At 44.1% G+C, this 15,436-nt stretch carries 16 protein-coding genes; 2 read left to right on the top strand and 14 right to left on the bottom strand.

Annotation, left to right across the window (positions count from 1 at the left end; translation table 11 throughout):
- Positions 1-132: 132 nt before the first annotated feature.
- The 10 genes from MFMK1_RS05115 to MFMK1_RS05070 form a co-directional block, all read right to left on the bottom strand.
- Entirely contained in the window at positions 133-609 is a 477-nt protein-coding gene (locus MFMK1_RS05115; RefSeq protein WP_366924069.1) for a metallophosphoesterase family protein, read from the bottom strand.
- A 3-nt stretch (positions 610-612) separates the two neighbouring features.
- Entirely contained in the window at positions 613-1,215 is a 603-nt protein-coding gene (locus MFMK1_RS05110; RefSeq protein WP_366924882.1) for an XTP/dITP diphosphatase, read from the bottom strand.
- A 2-nt stretch (positions 1,216-1,217) separates the two neighbouring features.
- Positions 1,218-1,964 (bottom strand): ribonuclease PH, encoded by a 747-nt coding sequence (rph, locus tag MFMK1_RS05105; RefSeq protein WP_366924068.1) that lies wholly within the window; start codon positions 1,962-1,964, stop codon positions 1,218-1,220.
- A complete protein-coding gene (locus MFMK1_RS05100) occupies positions 1,964-2,746 on the bottom strand; it encodes an acyl-CoA dehydratase activase (protein WP_366924067.1) in 783 nt (260 codons plus the stop codon). Before MFMK1_RS05100 ends, rph begins: the two co-directional genes overlap by 1 nt.
- Positions 2,747-2,753: 7 nt before the next feature.
- Complete coding sequence (locus MFMK1_RS05095; protein ID WP_366924066.1) at positions 2,754-3,731, bottom strand: 2-hydroxyacyl-CoA dehydratase family protein; 978 nt, start codon at positions 3,729-3,731, stop codon at positions 2,754-2,756.
- Between the two features lie 12 nt (positions 3,732-3,743).
- A complete protein-coding gene (locus tag MFMK1_RS05090) occupies positions 3,744-5,186 on the bottom strand; it encodes a methylaspartate mutase subunit E (protein WP_366924065.1) in 1,443 nt (480 codons plus the stop codon).
- A 2-nt stretch (positions 5,187-5,188) separates the two neighbouring features.
- Positions 5,189-6,001, bottom strand: a complete 813-nt coding sequence (gene murI / locus MFMK1_RS05085) for a glutamate racemase (RefSeq protein ID WP_366924064.1) — start codon at positions 5,999-6,001, stop codon at positions 5,189-5,191.
- A gap of 125 nt (positions 6,002-6,126) precedes the next feature.
- A complete protein-coding gene (locus MFMK1_RS05080) occupies positions 6,127-6,648 on the bottom strand; it encodes a DUF2179 domain-containing protein (protein WP_366924063.1) in 522 nt (173 codons plus the stop codon).
- Positions 6,649-6,748: 100 nt separating this feature from the next.
- Positions 6,749-9,157: an SH3 domain-containing protein gene (locus tag MFMK1_RS05075; RefSeq protein WP_366924062.1), complete on the bottom strand. Its 2,409-nt coding sequence runs from the start codon at positions 9,155-9,157 to the stop codon at positions 6,749-6,751.
- 186 nt (positions 9,158-9,343) lie between these two features.
- Positions 9,344-9,952 (bottom strand): GerMN domain-containing protein, encoded by a 609-nt coding sequence (locus tag MFMK1_RS05070; protein WP_366924881.1) that lies wholly within the window; start codon positions 9,950-9,952, stop codon positions 9,344-9,346.
- Between the two features lie 337 nt (positions 9,953-10,289).
- On the opposite strand from MFMK1_RS05070, the gene MFMK1_RS05065 reads away from it, so the two are divergent.
- A complete protein-coding gene (locus tag MFMK1_RS05065) occupies positions 10,290-11,036 on the top strand; it encodes a LytR/AlgR family response regulator transcription factor (protein ID WP_366924061.1) in 747 nt (248 codons plus the stop codon).
- Between the two features lie 93 nt (positions 11,037-11,129).
- Here the strand turns inward: MFMK1_RS05065 and hisC are convergent, their stop codons facing one another.
- From hisC to MFMK1_RS05045, 4 genes are all read right to left on the bottom strand, one after another.
- Entirely contained in the window at positions 11,130-12,239 is a 1,110-nt protein-coding gene (gene hisC, locus MFMK1_RS05060; protein ID WP_366924060.1) for a histidinol-phosphate transaminase, read from the bottom strand.
- Between the two features lie 17 nt (positions 12,240-12,256).
- On the bottom strand, positions 12,257-12,688 hold the full coding sequence (locus MFMK1_RS05055; protein WP_366924059.1) for an ACT domain-containing protein: 432 nt from the start codon (positions 12,686-12,688) through the stop codon (positions 12,257-12,259).
- A 13-nt stretch (positions 12,689-12,701) separates the two neighbouring features.
- Entirely contained in the window at positions 12,702-14,006 is a 1,305-nt protein-coding gene (locus tag MFMK1_RS05050; protein WP_366924058.1) for a phenylacetate--CoA ligase family protein, read from the bottom strand.
- 585 nt (positions 14,007-14,591) lie between these two features.
- Complete coding sequence (locus MFMK1_RS05045; RefSeq protein WP_366924057.1) at positions 14,592-14,753, bottom strand: FeoB-associated Cys-rich membrane protein; 162 nt, start codon at positions 14,751-14,753, stop codon at positions 14,592-14,594.
- A 226-nt stretch (positions 14,754-14,979) separates the two neighbouring features.
- Between MFMK1_RS05045 and MFMK1_RS05040 the strand changes: the two genes are divergently transcribed.
- Positions 14,980-15,435 (top strand): hypothetical protein, encoded by a 456-nt coding sequence (locus MFMK1_RS05040; RefSeq protein ID WP_366924056.1) that lies wholly within the window; start codon positions 14,980-14,982, stop codon positions 15,433-15,435.
- The last annotated feature ends 1 nt before the right edge of the window (position 15,436 follow it).

Raw genomic sequence — 15,436 nt, 5'->3', positions numbered from 1 at the left:
ACACCCGTCAAAAGAAATTATTGGTATTTATCTTCTTATTATCTCCCACTAATTCGTCCGCAAAACAACCCCTTTTGCTTTCGGGGAATCGCATTCAATAGTATAACATATCCTTCTGTCCTTCTCAAATATTTATTCTACCAAAGGCAAAATTCTGCCCTGCAGTTCTTGCGCTCTTAGTTCAATGATGCCGAATGTTCTTTGATTAGTGCCGCGGGGCAGTCCTACGCTGCCTGGGTTTAATAACAGCGTTTCACCCCATTTTGTTACCAACGGTGTATGTGTGTGCCCAAAAATTACAACATCATAACCTTTTTCTTCTGCATAGTATCCGATACGTTCTATACCCAATTTTACCCCGAATTTATGGCCGTGGACCAGAAAAATCTTCTTTCCCGCTATGGTGATTTCCCGCTCCGAGGGTGCATTTATGTAATCACAATTACCCGCCACTGCAATCACCGGCACTCCAATTAATCCCTCAATGTGTTCAGCATCGCTGTACAAGTCGCCAGCGTGTAATAGCATATCTATTTTTCCCATTTGTTTGACTGCATACTCTAAAGATACTAAATATCTATGACTATCGCTGACAACGCCCAGACGCAATTCTTAACACTTCCTTTTTTCCAGCACCGCTTTGATAACATCTCTTCCCGCGAGGAAGGCTCGGGCCCGATGACTAATGCTGTTTTTAATTTCAACCCCTAATTCCGCAAAGCTTTTATCCAACGCCGGGTAATAAAACAACGGGTCATAACCAAAACCCTCGCTTCCCTGAGGCTCTCCTAAAATATAGCCTTCACAAGTACCTTCAGTCAGATATTCTTCCCCCTCAGGGGTCACCACAGCTAAGGCACAGGTAAATCGCGCTGTACGTTTTTCCCATGGTACGCCGTGGAGCAGAGATAACAATTTATCATTATTACGCTTATCATCTGATGGTTCGCCGGCAAAGCGGGCAGAATATATCCCCGGTGCACCAGCCAAGAAATCCACCTCTAACCCAGAATCATCAGCCACCGCCACCATGCCGGTATATTTTACAGTTTCTCGTGCTTTAATTAAAGCATTCTCTTTAAAACTATCCCCGTCTTCAATTATATCCGATAAATTGGAGAAATCTTTCAGTGACAAAACCTCAATGCCATCACCCATCAAACTGATAAACTCTATAAGTTTAGCTTGATTTCCCGTGGCCAGCACTACCTTCATCACTACTTCACCACACCTATATTATTGGCGACCTCACCTAAAGCCTTTTTTTGGGCCGCAATTAGAGTGTCAATACCTTGCTTGCCCAAATCCATCATAGTGTGCAGTTCATTTTGAGTAAAAGGGTATCCCTCTGCCGTTCCCTGAACTTCCACAAATCTACCGGCACCGGTCATCACTAGATTCATGTCCACTTGGGCCCGGGAATCCTCTGCAAAATTCAAGTCCAATAGCGCTTGTCCGTCAACCACACCCACACTTGTGGCCGCGACAAAATCTATCACCGGCAGTTGGGTTAACTGCTTACTGGCCTGTAGCTTTGCCAGCGCATCTACCATAGCCACAAAAGCACCGGTAATACTGGCAGTACGAGTGCCTCCATCAGCTTGGATAACATCGCAATCCAACCACACAGTCCTTTCTCCCAGCCTCTCCAGGGAAACCACTGAGCGTAAGCTGCGCCCAATAAGTCGCTGTATCTCTTGAGTACGTCCACTAACCTTTCCTCTCGCGGCCTCCCGCACACTGCGAACTGAAGTTGCTCGAGGCAGCATGGAGTATTCTGCTGTTACCCACCCTTTTCCTTCGCCATGTAAAAAGGGTGGCACTTTGTTTTCCACCGATGCTGTACAAATTACTTTAGTATCACCGGTCTCTATTAATACCGCTCCTTCAGCGTACTTGGTAAAATTCCTGGTAATGTTAAAAGGCCTTAGCTCTCCATGGCCTCGGTCACCCAATCTAGTCATTAACATTCCTCCTTCGATAATATGCTTTCAAGTCCATGTACACAGCAGCCAATGGCGCCATTAAGCTGGGGCCTTTCGGGAACCACCACGTCAATAGATAATTCCCGGCGAATTATTTCCTGCAAGGCAGTGTTTTTTGCCACCCCACCGGTAAAAATCACCTTATCGCTAAGAAGCTTTGATAGCATAGGCCTTACCCTTTTAAAAATCGTATAGTTAATTCCGGCCGCTAAACGACTTATATCATATCCCTCAATGATTTTACCGATTAGTTCACTCTCTCCAAATACAGCGCAGGTAGAGGAGAGCTCCACCGGTTCCTGATAATGCCTGCTCAATTCATCAAGTCCAATCCCCAGCACCTCCGCCATATTTTCCAAGTACCGCCCTGAACTGGCAGCACATTTATCATTGGTACTGAAATCTACCATTTTACCATTATCCACCTTGATTATTTTGCTATCCTGCCCACCTAAATCCAGCAGAGTAAAATCGGTCTCGCCAGTTTGAAAAACCGCCCCTAAGATGTGGGCCTTTAATTCCGGAATAGCTACACCCCCGGCCACACTTACGGTAAGCCTACCGTATCCCGTGGAAACCAAGGTATTGGCAGCAGGAAGTCCCAAACCCTGAAAATCAATTCGAAGCTGGTCTGTTTCCTTTTTTCCATAATTCCGGTAAAAATCCATAGTATCATACACTTGTGTTTGCTTTATTAATCCTTCTTCATCCGTCAAAACCACCTTGACGTTACGACTGCCAAGATCGATACCGCAAATCATGATGATCTCACCTCAACATTTCCACAAACGCATCAATGCGCATCTTATTCCGAGCATCTAATTTCCCGGGATTATCCCCTTCCAATGTGAGAATGGGCAGCTTTACCCTTTTGCGTATAATCATGTCTTGGATTTGGCGGAAGCAAAAGCTTTGGGTATAATGAATCAATCCGTCAATTTCCCTCTGCTGCACCTGTTCATTGATGTCTTTGATACGCTGTTCCACATGGTAGGGATATGTATACATCAAGTATTGTTTCACCAAGTCGTCACACTTAAAAGGCATAGAAAATTGGCGCTGAATCTCATTATAAACTACTCTCGCTCCGATGCTTTCCAAATAATGATACAGATCGGTAATAATTGGCGGCACGCCAATGAAACCCAGACGCACCTCATCAGACCTGGGTTTTCGTGATTGCACTTCAGTAATAAATTTTTTTGCATTTGTTTCAAATACGTTAAAGTCACCTTCGAAATCGCTGCAGCTTACTTGATAAAGATGATTTTCAAAGCCGGTGACCTTATTTTCTTCCCAGGTAAGCCGATCTATTTCCCACGCCGATTGCCGTACTCGGTCCAGGTCCTTTTTTACCTCTTGAACCCGAGACTTACTCACTTGAAAATACTCCATTAACTTTTCTATCTGCATCTCAAGCAAGCGGTAGTCCCGGTCGAAAGGAAAAGAAAAAGGGATGGTTGTGATACCTTCTACCTCAAGCGTCTCCATCAACGCATGGGTATTAGTGCAGTCCCCCTGATTCACCGCAATAACTTCCTGAAGATCATCATGTTCCAACACCGTACCATAAAGTCCTTTAATCCAACCACAGACATTGCGAGGATAGCCGGCCATTTCCGCCACTTCCACCAACCGTCGAGCCTCGTCATGAGCAACAAAGATATTGTTCAAATCAACCGGCACCACCCCAGCAGCAAAAATCACTTCCACCGGAACGGTAGTTGTAATTGCAACCTTGCGCATATAATACAACTCCTATTGTGGTTTCCCAAGCAGCATTCCTTTACTAATAGCATGAATGTCAGTAATAACCATTTGGAAAGACGGCTCGCAACCCTCTGCTTCCCCTCTCGCAGCAATTTTTTCTTGATGAAATTCTATAAGTTCTTTACCTAGGGGAATCTTGCCAGGGTCAAGAAAGCGGACCGCACCACTAAGGTCCCGGGCAGGTAAAGCGCGACCGGCATTATATTTGCTGGGTGCGAAAGGAACATCCAATAACCCTTCCTTAACAGCCCTTAAAGTGCCGGCTGCTACATCCCCATCGCCAATTTCTAAAACTGCATCCAGGATGTTTTCCGTTTCTTTCCTAATTAAATCCTTTTCTGCCTCTAACACCCTATTATCAGGAAGCGGTTGTTGGGAAGCCATCATAATTACCTGCAAAGTAGTTTTTAACCCTGCGGCTATAGTTTCTTTATTGGGATGTCCCAGTGCTTCATGAGGTGATTTGACCAACACCTTGTCCGCCCCGGCTAATGCCGCAGTGGCGGCGGCCCAGCCAATCAACCCATAGGCACGATGCTCGTCCTGAGGAAAACCGCCCATCCATTGGTGAAACGCTGTGGTCAGCTTAACATTTCTCAGACCAAACTTTCTTAAATATTTTTCGGATAACTCCGTTAAAGTATGTACTGCCGCTATATCTTGGATAAGATTACCGCACTGCCCGTAGCTAAGTGTCACACTCTCCACACCTTGAAATGCCGCCAGCAATGTCTCTATAATAGAGATGGAATGGGTGATACAAGGTGGCACCAATGCACCTGTCATAGCTCCAAAGGGTTCCCGATTAATAATAACTCCCTGTTCCCGGTAGCGGCCAATTAAGTAGTCTACATATTGCCAGTAATTCAAGGACTGCTCCAAATCATAATCGCGTAAATAAGGAATATTTGTGCTGATGCCACCGCCTTCCACTGAAGTAAATCCACCGGCTATAGCAATTTCCGCTAACAAACGAGCATCCACAGCTGCATGGCGCAGTTGAATCGGCTTCGTAGTAGCTTTTACAAGTTGGCGGCAGCCATCTACACCATGATTTACCACAGGAAAGCCGGATAGGTTTTCTTTGCCTGTGGTACGACACTTCTCCAATTCGACCGCCGCAGCGTCAAAGCGTTGTTGGCGAGTTAGGCCATCTACGGTAACCGTTAAAATGTCCGCTGACCCTTCTTCCGCTAGATAACTGAGTAGTTCCAGTTGTTGCTGTAGCAAGGCTCGTCCACCTCGGGGCTGTACTAATGTTCTATCAGACTTGGCTTCGAGATGGGCATGTAGGTTTTGCATCTCCGGCAAGCTGCTGTGAAAGAAAACGGCCTCGTCCGACATCACTTCCTGGCCGGTTGGCCATAAGGACAAGACTCGCTGTCTTTCACGCAAAAATTCATCCTCACTACGCTTTTCATGTGTTAACAATACTAGTCACCCCAGTCTAGTTCCACCTTTTCTACCCCAGGTATCCTATAGTCATTCATGAGACGATTGCCCACCTGTTGAAAGACCTCCGGGTCGCCACTAACTACGTACTGATGCTCACCGCTTCTCTTTTCCTGCCGGCTAATCGCAGCTACTATCTCTTTTAACCGTCTTACCGTTTCGCGGGCAGGATCAACAAGTTTAACTTCATCACCCAATACCTTTTTTAAGACAGGTGCCAAAAACGGGTAATGGGTACACCCGAGTATTAAAGTATCAATCCCCAAAGCCATCAACGGGGCCAGGTATTTTTCTGCTGCCTCCAGCGCCGCAGGCGAATCAACCTGCCCCCCTTCCACCAAAGGAACAAACATTGGACAAGACTGTCCTGCTACCAGGACATCAGGTGCTACCAGTCCCATGGCTTTTTTATGAGCATCGCTGTTTATCGTTGCTTCCGTAGCGATCACTCCAACCCGCTTTTTTCTGGTTCTTTTTAAAGCAGTTTCCACCCCTGGGTCAATCACACCAATGATGGGTACATCATGATACTTTTCTTTTAGAAACTCCAATGCAACGGCAGAAGTGCTATTACACGCGTCAACAATCACCTGGGCGCCTTGCTCAATTAAATACTGACATATCTTATCTGCAAAACCGATTAACTCTTCCTTACTGCGGGGTCCATACGGAACATGGGCTGTATCACCAAAATAGATAATTGTTGCTTCAGGTACTTGCTGGAATATTTCCTGGGCCACGGTCAAACCGCCCACCCCGGAATCAAAAACCCCTACGGGTATACGGTAATTCAACGTTTTATCACTCCCGCGAAATTGAGTAGTTTATACACCCTTTTAAATTTATACTAGCTAGTCTAGCTGTAAATACCCCGAATAATGGTATCTGATATTAACCTATGGTAATTACGCCAAAAACATTACTTTCCTTTGCGATTAAACAAGACCCCTCCTTTAGTGGAACGAGTATCAAAAACTGTGACAAATGCCTGGAAATCCCATTCATTTACTTCCCGCATCAACCGACTTAGGTCTTTACGCGCTAGAATAATATTTAAGATGTTGCGAACACCTTCCCGCCCCTGTCCTTCCCAAACAGTAACGCCAAAGCCCATACCGCGCAAATGGCAGGTAAGCTCCAGCGGTCTGGTCATTGTAATAACCTGAACTGTTAGGGTACCAATAGCGAGTTTTTCCTCCAACCAACTGCCTACAATATTGCCAGTGGAAAATCCTAAAGCATAAAACATTAAACTCCATAAATTATCTAACTGGTCTACCACATACTTTAAAGCTACTATGTACACAAGTACCTCAAAAAAACCAATAAAGGCAGCAAATAAGCGCTGCCCGCGCACGACCAAAAGAGTCCGCACAGTAAAAAGGGACATATCAACAACCCGTGCCATAAAAATAAATATATAGCCCACTATTAGTTCCAAAGAGGGTCCCTCCTACAATCACCTGCTTTTCATTGTACCAACGGTAACTTTTAGTGTCAACTTAACCTTAAAACGGCACTAGGCCGCACCATGGTGCGGCCTAGTTATCATCTAAAAAGTATCGTTCAATTCCCCGGGCAATACCTCGGGCCAGTTTATCCTGGAAGCCTGGGTCTTTTAATTTGATTTCTTCCTCGGCATTGGAGATAAAAGCCGTCTCTACCAACACTGAGGGAACAGTGGTGTTTCGAAGTACGGAGAAATTTTCCTCCCTGACGCCAAGGTCATCAGTACCTGCAGCAGTAATCATCTCATCCTGAATTAATCCCGCCAAGCTTCTACGGTCACCTCGCTGACTGCCGAGATTAGAACCGTACGGTGCGTAAAAATATGTGGCAGAACCTTTTAACCACCGGTTTAAGGAACTGTTAGCATGAACGCTGACAAAAGCGTCTGCGCCAATGTCGTTGGCAATTGCCGCCCTATCCGGCAAATTGATATTTGCGCCTTTTCCCTGCCTAGTAGTAATTACCTTTGCCCCAGCTTGTTCCAACATTGCTGTAAGTTTCATGGCAATGGCAAGTACCACTTCTTCTTCGTGAGTGCCGATGAAACCAATTGCCCCAGGATCAGATGCTCCCCATGAGGTAGTAGAACCGTGTCCCGGGTCTATCACGATAACCTTCCCTTCCAAGTCGGGTGGCGAAATGACAATCACCAATTCCTGCTTATCACCGTTGAGCTCCATCTCATATTTGATATTACCCTCTAAATCTAATACCAATCGCACCGTTTCCGCCTCAAATTGGCCCAAACGAATGTCTTTTACCAACGAACTATCCAAACCAAGCTCCTTGGCTGCATTGTCCGTAAGTATCTGCCCCGGTAAATCTACCACCAATCTTTTGGGCGAGCTTAGACTTAATACACTATATTCAATGGGCGATGTGGACTTAACAGCCACCCGCATTTCCGCTGAATTACTGCTTATCACCGCCACCGAGTACATCCGTTTTGGCTCCTTGGGGGCTACATTATCCCCTTGGGTACTATTATCGCCATTGTTTTCTTGAACTGGTTTATCTCTATCACCATTGCCTCGGTCTACCAACAAACGCCGCTGCATCCAACCGCTGCTGCCATCCACCAACTTCACCTCATGCCAATCTGAAGCCGTAGCCATAATCTTAACCCGGTCACCTACTGCCAAAGACTTGACTTTGGGAAAGTCCCTACCCGGCCCAGAATAAAGATAAGTACTGTCGCCGGACGAGACAACAAAACCAGTATCATTGTCTTGGTCCTTCCCATCTTCAACCTTGTTATCTTTACTATTATCATTTTCAACATTGCTATCTTCATCTTCAGTCTGTTTTTCCTGCTTAACCTCACTATTAGATTCAACTTCCGTACCTTCACTATCTTCAATAGTATTAGATTTATATTTTATATCTGCCAACCAACCTGCCAACCAACCCGAGCTCATATCACTAAGTTGAACTTCCAACCAATCGTTTTTTCTCTGCAGCAATTTAAATTCCTGCCCTTTAGAAACCTGAGTAACGCGGCCATTGGCAATACCGGGACCCTTACGAACATTAACTACTTTTCCGGTAATTACTGCAAATTCAACCTGTTTATGTATCGCTGACGACTGAGGTTCCGTATTTTCTTTATTTGCAACTTCAGCATTGCCGGTTCCTTCACCCGACTCTCCATCATCAATCTTACTGCCGGTAGAGTCTGCATCATCCGCCTCAGCGCTATCATAAAGCATATCCGCCAGCCAAGAGGCAATATAGCCTTCTTGGCCGTTGATTTTAATTTTTATCCAATCACCTTGTTTTGCTAAAGCAGGATATTCCTCTCCTCGTTCTGTTTTTACTATTATTGCACTGGCAGTAGTTGGCTGTTGTCGTACATTTACCGTATTACCGGTAATCTTAACTGCTGAAAGTTCCAAGTCAGATCTGCCTTCATCTGAAGCAGTAGGGTTTTCTCGATGAAGTTCGGCAAGCCAATCAACCAGATAGCCTTCCCGGCCGTCAGGCAAGCGCACCTGATACCATCCATCAAGCTCTTCTAAAGCAGTTAAACGGGTACCTTTTTCAGCCTGCTTAATAACGGCGTGGTCTGTACCCGGGCCGCTGCGTACATTGACATACTTCCCGGTAACCACTGCCACACCCAAAGTCTTTGAGACATCCTTGACCTCCTTATTATCCTGGGAGGGTTTTTCAGCTGCGACATCTACGAATTCTTTAACTATCCAGCCCTTTTTATTTTCAGCAAAGCTCACCTGATACCAATTATCCTTCTCTGCCAAAATTTGCATGCGATATCCTTTTGTTACTACCCCTACTTTAAGGTTTTCAATACCCGGCCCACCTCGCACATTAACGACACTGCCCGTCGCCACGCCTTCCCGTGCAAGAACAGGTGAAGCGATTACTATATGTATCAATATAATAGTGAAGGTTATCACTATCAATTTTAGTTTATTTTCCACAAAAAACGACCCCCGGAAAGTATTTTGTCTGTTATTTGCTATATTTCTGCTTTGGGGTCGAATTTCCTGCATAAGAAGGATAAAGTAATAGAGGAAAAATATAACATTAAAAGGAACTAGGCCGGGATTTCAGTATCCCGGCCTAGTTAATTATTAAATTGTTATTCCCGTGACAAGAACTTTATTTTATTCTGCAGTAAGCCCATCATTTCTCACCAATGCTTGAGAAACATCCACATGGCCGGCCAAGGTTTCTACAAACTGGCCGTCGACCATTATCTGAACTTCGTTGACTGTGGGGAATTGTGTCAATGTATTGACGATAGAATACACTGTCAGTGTCTCCTCAGTACTGCCTCCAAGATGATTATTTACCAATTCACTGCTGAAATCCACTCTACAAAGACCATCCTCTTTGATGTTTATGTCCACTAGTGCAGTACCTTCAGGAATTGTCGGCAGTAACCCGGAAGCCGGCGCTGGGCCCATTACTAATTCGTTAATGGTTTCCCTGGCGATACCCTCAACCTTAGCAATGTTTCGCTGCTCCTCCACTAAACCAGTACCGTCAGGGCTGGCAAAGTATAATGAGACTGTAGTAGTCTCTCCGGTAATGGTGGTCTCATTTACATCAACCTGCGGTTCCTCTGGTGGTTGTACCGGTTGGTCAACATTTGTGGGTACATCATCTTTGAAAGACAGTATCCGGTCAACTAAACCGCAGCCCGAAACGGTAACCACGAAGACCACCAGCAAACCCAATAGAAGCAGCTTCTTCTTTTTCAAACCAATCATTGTCCTCACTGTTCATCCTCCTCTTTTTACATTGATGAAGTTACAATGTACCGGTCATTTAGTTGGGTATTCCGGTCATCGCCTCATTTCTTATTTAATCTTATAAAGACAAGTTTGATTTTATTACTGTTTTTGGAAGGGGTTTTTAAAAAACATTATAGGATTGGCCTAATAATCGCTGCAGCATAGTGAAAACGCCAATTTACAGACGGGAGAAATTGTCGGGCGGATGGGGGAATTTAACGGGTAAATGGAAAAAGTATTGTAAAAAAGCAGGAATCTCATACTAATTGTCAAATTATTTCAAATATTACCCTTGGAACAAAGGAGACCGGTTATGGAAAAATTAAAGGTTTTAATTGTAGATGACGAATACCCGGCTCGAAAGGAGCTACGTTTCCATCTGGAAAAGTGCGAGAACCTGCAGATAGTCGGAGAAGCAACTAATGTGCGGGAAGCCACGGAATTAATAAAGGCTTTAGATTATACTATCTTGTTCCTGGATGTTAATATGCCCGGCAGCAGTGGTTTGGATTTAGGCAAAACGCTGCAAGAACAGGAGAATTCTCCTTTTATTATCTTTGTTACGGCTCACGAAGAATTTGCTCTGGATGCTTTCAAAGTGGATGCAGTGGACTATATCCTTAAACCCATTGACTCTCAGCGTTTGGATAAAGCACTAAAAAAAGTTATTCAGCAGGTAAGGATTAGTACCGTCAAATCAGAAAACAAACCTCAGGAGAAAAAACTATTGGGTTTAATTCCCGTAGAACATAAAGGTAAAACCATCCTCATTGAAGAAGAAAAAATCTTCTTTATTTATGCTTGTAACGACTACACCTACATTAAAACTGATAAAGAAAAATATTTAACCAGATTTACTCTTAAAGAATTGGAGCAGCGTTTGAACTCACATATATTTTATCGATGCCATCGTTCCTATTTGGTGAACATTAAACAAGCCAGAGAGGTAATCCCTCTCTATAATGGAACCCTGGTGCTTACCGTCGATGATGAGCAACGAAGTGAAGTTCCGGTAAGCCGCTCCCAGGCCAAAAAGATTCGACAGCTTTTAGGTCTTTAAATGAGTTCAAAACCCCCATAATTTATAAAAAGTGCTGCCCAAAACACAGGACAGCACTTTCTTCTTGTAAAAATATTTGAAATTTGCTTACTTTTAACCTGTCAGTTGACCCAGGGCTTTGTCCAAAGCATTAAAGAACCTTTCATTTTCTTCTTCCTTGCCTATCGTCAAACGTATATATTCATCCAAACCAAAGATATCGCCGGTCCGGACAATCACACCTTCTTTCAGTAGCAATGGGAAGAGCTCTTTAGAGGATACTCCCACCTTAGCTAACATAAAATTTGCCTCAGTAGGGACATATTTCATCCCTCGTTCTTCGAATCCTTTATAAAGCTGGGCCTTACCTCTTTCATTAAGTTCCACACTGGCTTTAACATGTCCACTATCTTGAAGTGACGCCACAGCAGCGGCCTGGGCCATAATATTTACATTAAATGGTTCCCGGGTGCGGTTAATCCAACCGAGGACCTCCGGATGAGCTAAACCATAGCCAACCCGTAGACCGGCAAGAGCGTGAATTTTGGAAAAGGTCCGAAGCACTATCACATTTTTAGCACCGTCTTTGACGTATTCCAATGTCTCAGGATAATCGCCATCCTGAACATATTCGTAATACGCCTCATCAAAGATAACCATCACATGTTCCGGTACCTTCGCCAACAACTGTTCTACCTCTGCTTTTGTAACAACGGTGCCGGTAGGATTGTTAGGATTACATACAAACAACAGCTTAGTTCGTTTTGTAATCTTAGCCGCCATTTCAGTCAAATCATGTGTGAAATTGTTAAGCGGTACATGAATACACTTGGCATCCATTAATTTGGTAGCGAAAATATATTCGGAAAAAGACGGTTGGGCCATAACTACCTCATCACCGGGCTTGAGAAATGTCTCGGCTATAAGCTTCAACAATTCGTCTGAGCCATTACCAACCATCAAGTAATCGGCACTTACACCAAATTGCTTCGCTAATTCATCCTTTAAGTAATAACAGTTACCGTCGGGGTAGATATGTGCTTTGGCCGCAGTACGCATCATTGCCTCCACAGCTTTAGCAGAAGGGCCCAATGGATTTTCATTTGATGCGAGCTTTATGACATTACTAATGCCTAGTTCCCGCTCCACTTCTTCTATGGGTTTTCCAGGTACATACGGTTTCATGGCGGCCAAATTTTCACGAACCAGTTTGGATACTTCCATGTGCAAAACTCCTCTCGTTACAGGGAATAAACTTTTTCACCGCTAAGAATGTTAATTCCTTTTTCCTGCAGTACTTCGATAGCATCGTCAATATTTTCTACACGGCAGATCACCAGGGCATCGGGACGCGCGCTGCCTACAAAAGCATAGATATATTCTATATCAACCCCACGATCCTCCAAAACCTCCAATATATCTGCCAAACCGCCGGGTGTGTCCGGCATGGCCACCCCAATTACTTCAGCAATGCTGACAGTAAAGCCCTCTTCTTTTAACACACGATAGGCATCCTCCGGCTTGTTGACAATTAAACGTAAAATTCCGAAATCCGATGTATCCGCAATTGATAAGGCACGAATGTTAAGTTTATTTTGCGCCAAAGCTTTTGTAACCGCTGCCAACCTACCGGACTTGTTTTCCAAAAAGACAGAAACTTGTTTAATTTTCATGGATTGCAACCTCCTAGAACTTTCTTTTATCAATAACCCGCTTGGCCTTTCCTTCACTGCGGGCAATGGTCTTTGGTTCCACCAGGGTGATCTTAGCGCTAATACCCAAGGTAGTTTCCACTTCTTTACGAATTTTTTTCTCTAATTGCTCCAAGCGCCGAATTTCATCCGAGAATAGTGCATCAGACACTTCCACCTGAATTTCAAGCACATCCAAGGTACCAATTCTATCCACAATCAGCATATAGTGAGGCTCTATCTCCCCAATATCCAGCAATACACTTTCAACTTGAGAGGGAAAAACATTAACACCACGAATAATCAGCATATCATCGGTACGACCGCTGATACGCTCCATGCGCAGGTGTGTGCGCCCGCAAGAACACCTATCTTCAATCAATCGGGATACGTCCCGAGTGCGGTACCGAATCATGGGCAGCGCTTCTTTGGTAAGAGAGGTGAATACCAATTCCCCTGCCTGACCAATTGGTAGTGTCTCCCCGGTTTCCGGATCAATTATTTCAGGAATGAAATGGTCTTCAAAAATATGCAAACCATGCTTTTCCTGACATTCCATAGCCACTCCAGGACCAATAATCTCACTTAACCCATAAATATCCACTGCTGAGAGACCTAATTTATCCTCAATTTCCCGGCGCATATTTTCAGACCAAGGCTCCGCACCGAAAATCCCACATCTCAGTTTTAGGTCTTTGCGGGGGTCTATCCCCATCTCATCCATTACTTCCGCCATAAATAATGCATAGGACGGGGTACATGTCAAAACTGTAGTTCCATAATCCTTCATAATCATTATCTGACGTTTAGTATTACCGCCGGAAGTAGGAATAACCGATGCTCCTAACCGCTCCGCACCATAATGCACCCCAAGCCCACCGGTAAACAATCCGTAACCGTAAGAGTTTTGGATTACATCTTCGCGGCCCGCTCCGCCGCAGACTAAAGCACGGGCCATTAACTCAGACCAAGTGTTTAGGTCATTTCTAGTATAGCCCACCACCGTAGGCTTACCGGTAGTACCTGAAGATGAATGGATACGGACGATTTCCGAAAGGGGTACTGCAAACATCCCATAAGGATAATTATCCCTTAAGTCCTGTTTGAGCGTAAATGGGAGTTTTTCAAGGTCTTTTAGACTTTGAATATCTCCTGGCTCTATTCCATGTTCCTGCATAGCTCGGCGGTAATGGTCCACATCGTGAAAGGCTCGCTCCACCGTTTGCCTAAGTCTTTCAAGCTGAAGTCCCGCCAATTCCTCTCGAGGCATAGACTCGTATTTTTCATTCCATTGTTTCATGATAAAAAACCTCCCAAAAAGCCATTGGCTTTAAATAAATAATATTCTGCACAAGCACTTAGTAGTCCTGCAAATCCCTTACTCAAAAAAGTGTTCATCCTTTGAACCTAACCAGGATAATTTACTGACAAACCATAGCCGGCACCCCCTTAAAATAACGAAACTCCATCCCTGGTCAGGGACGAAGTTTGCCGCGGTACCACCCTGGTTGGTAAAAATCACCCACCTCAACAAGTACAGAATAAGATAAAATCACTTGGAATAAGATACAAAAAGCTTCCCGTCCTTAGGGACGAGAAGCTAAAGCTTTCGCGCACCACCCTATTAATGGTGATAAATATCTTCCAAGTGCAGAGTATCCTACCCTAGACCTGCTTTCTATTAACGGGAAAGCCCCGGCACAGACTACGCACGCTCTTATACGCTTCATCCTGCGGTTCAGGAGGGAACTTCAGCACACCTTATCCTGAAGGGGTTTCAGTCAAGACCCTTCTCCCTGGGAGGCCTCAGGTGAACTTACTCTTCTCCATCATAACCTTTAAAATATAGTTAGACTTCTTAGCATTTTAACACAGCTCAATAGGGTTAGCAAGATTTTTTTTTCTTCTTAATCATTCGCAGTCCAATTAAAAAAACTACCGCGGCTAAAATCATGCCCCGCTGCCAAACGGGGGCATTAATTAGCGTTAACAACAAAAATCCTACCGAACCAAACGCAATAGCAAGGTTTTCGCCCAAAGATTTCATGTGCATCCCCCGTTTTCTCTAAAAGTAACTGACCTTAAACTTTAACCTTTTATTTCCATATATATGCACTTTTCTCCTTATAATCACTTATAAAAAGGGTACCACTTTATCATATCTGCTGGAAAGGCGCCTTAACTGTAGAGGATAACATAGAACCTGCCCGCTGAATATATTTTAAACAACTGAGAAATTATAAGAGCAAGAGTATCGATGAGGAGAATAAATAATGTCCTTACCATTGTATTGGATTTACCCCTTATACACAGGCATTCTGGCTATAGCTCTTGTTGCATTGGTCCCAAAATCACAGATACGGAAATTAGCCTATTATGCCATTATACTTGGTGGTATGGCGGATGCCTTGTTGATACTAGTAGTAACTCATGTTGTTGGTGCAGGCGGTTATCTTAATTACTTACCCTTTGGTTTTACTGTAATGCCATTTTTCCCTCCCATTGCCTGGGTAGCATATTTCATTATGTTCCTCCATTTCTTACCTGATAAACAGCCGTGGATTTATATTTACATAGCTTCATCAGCTTTGTATAGCATGTTGTTTTCCAATGTTCTTTTAAACTTAGGTATATTCACTTGGAATTACGGTCGGTTAATAGTGCCTTTACTGATATACTTTCCCTGGCAATTCACCGCAGCTTGGATTTATCAAAGATATGAAAAGTAGG

It is taken from the genome of Metallumcola ferriviriculae, assembly GCF_035573695.1.
Classification (GTDB): Bacteria; Bacillota; JADQBR01; order JADQBR01; family JADQBR01; genus Metallumcola; species Metallumcola ferriviriculae.
The sequence above is the reverse complement of the archived record's forward strand: the minus strand, read 5'-3'. Positions and strand labels throughout refer to the sequence as shown.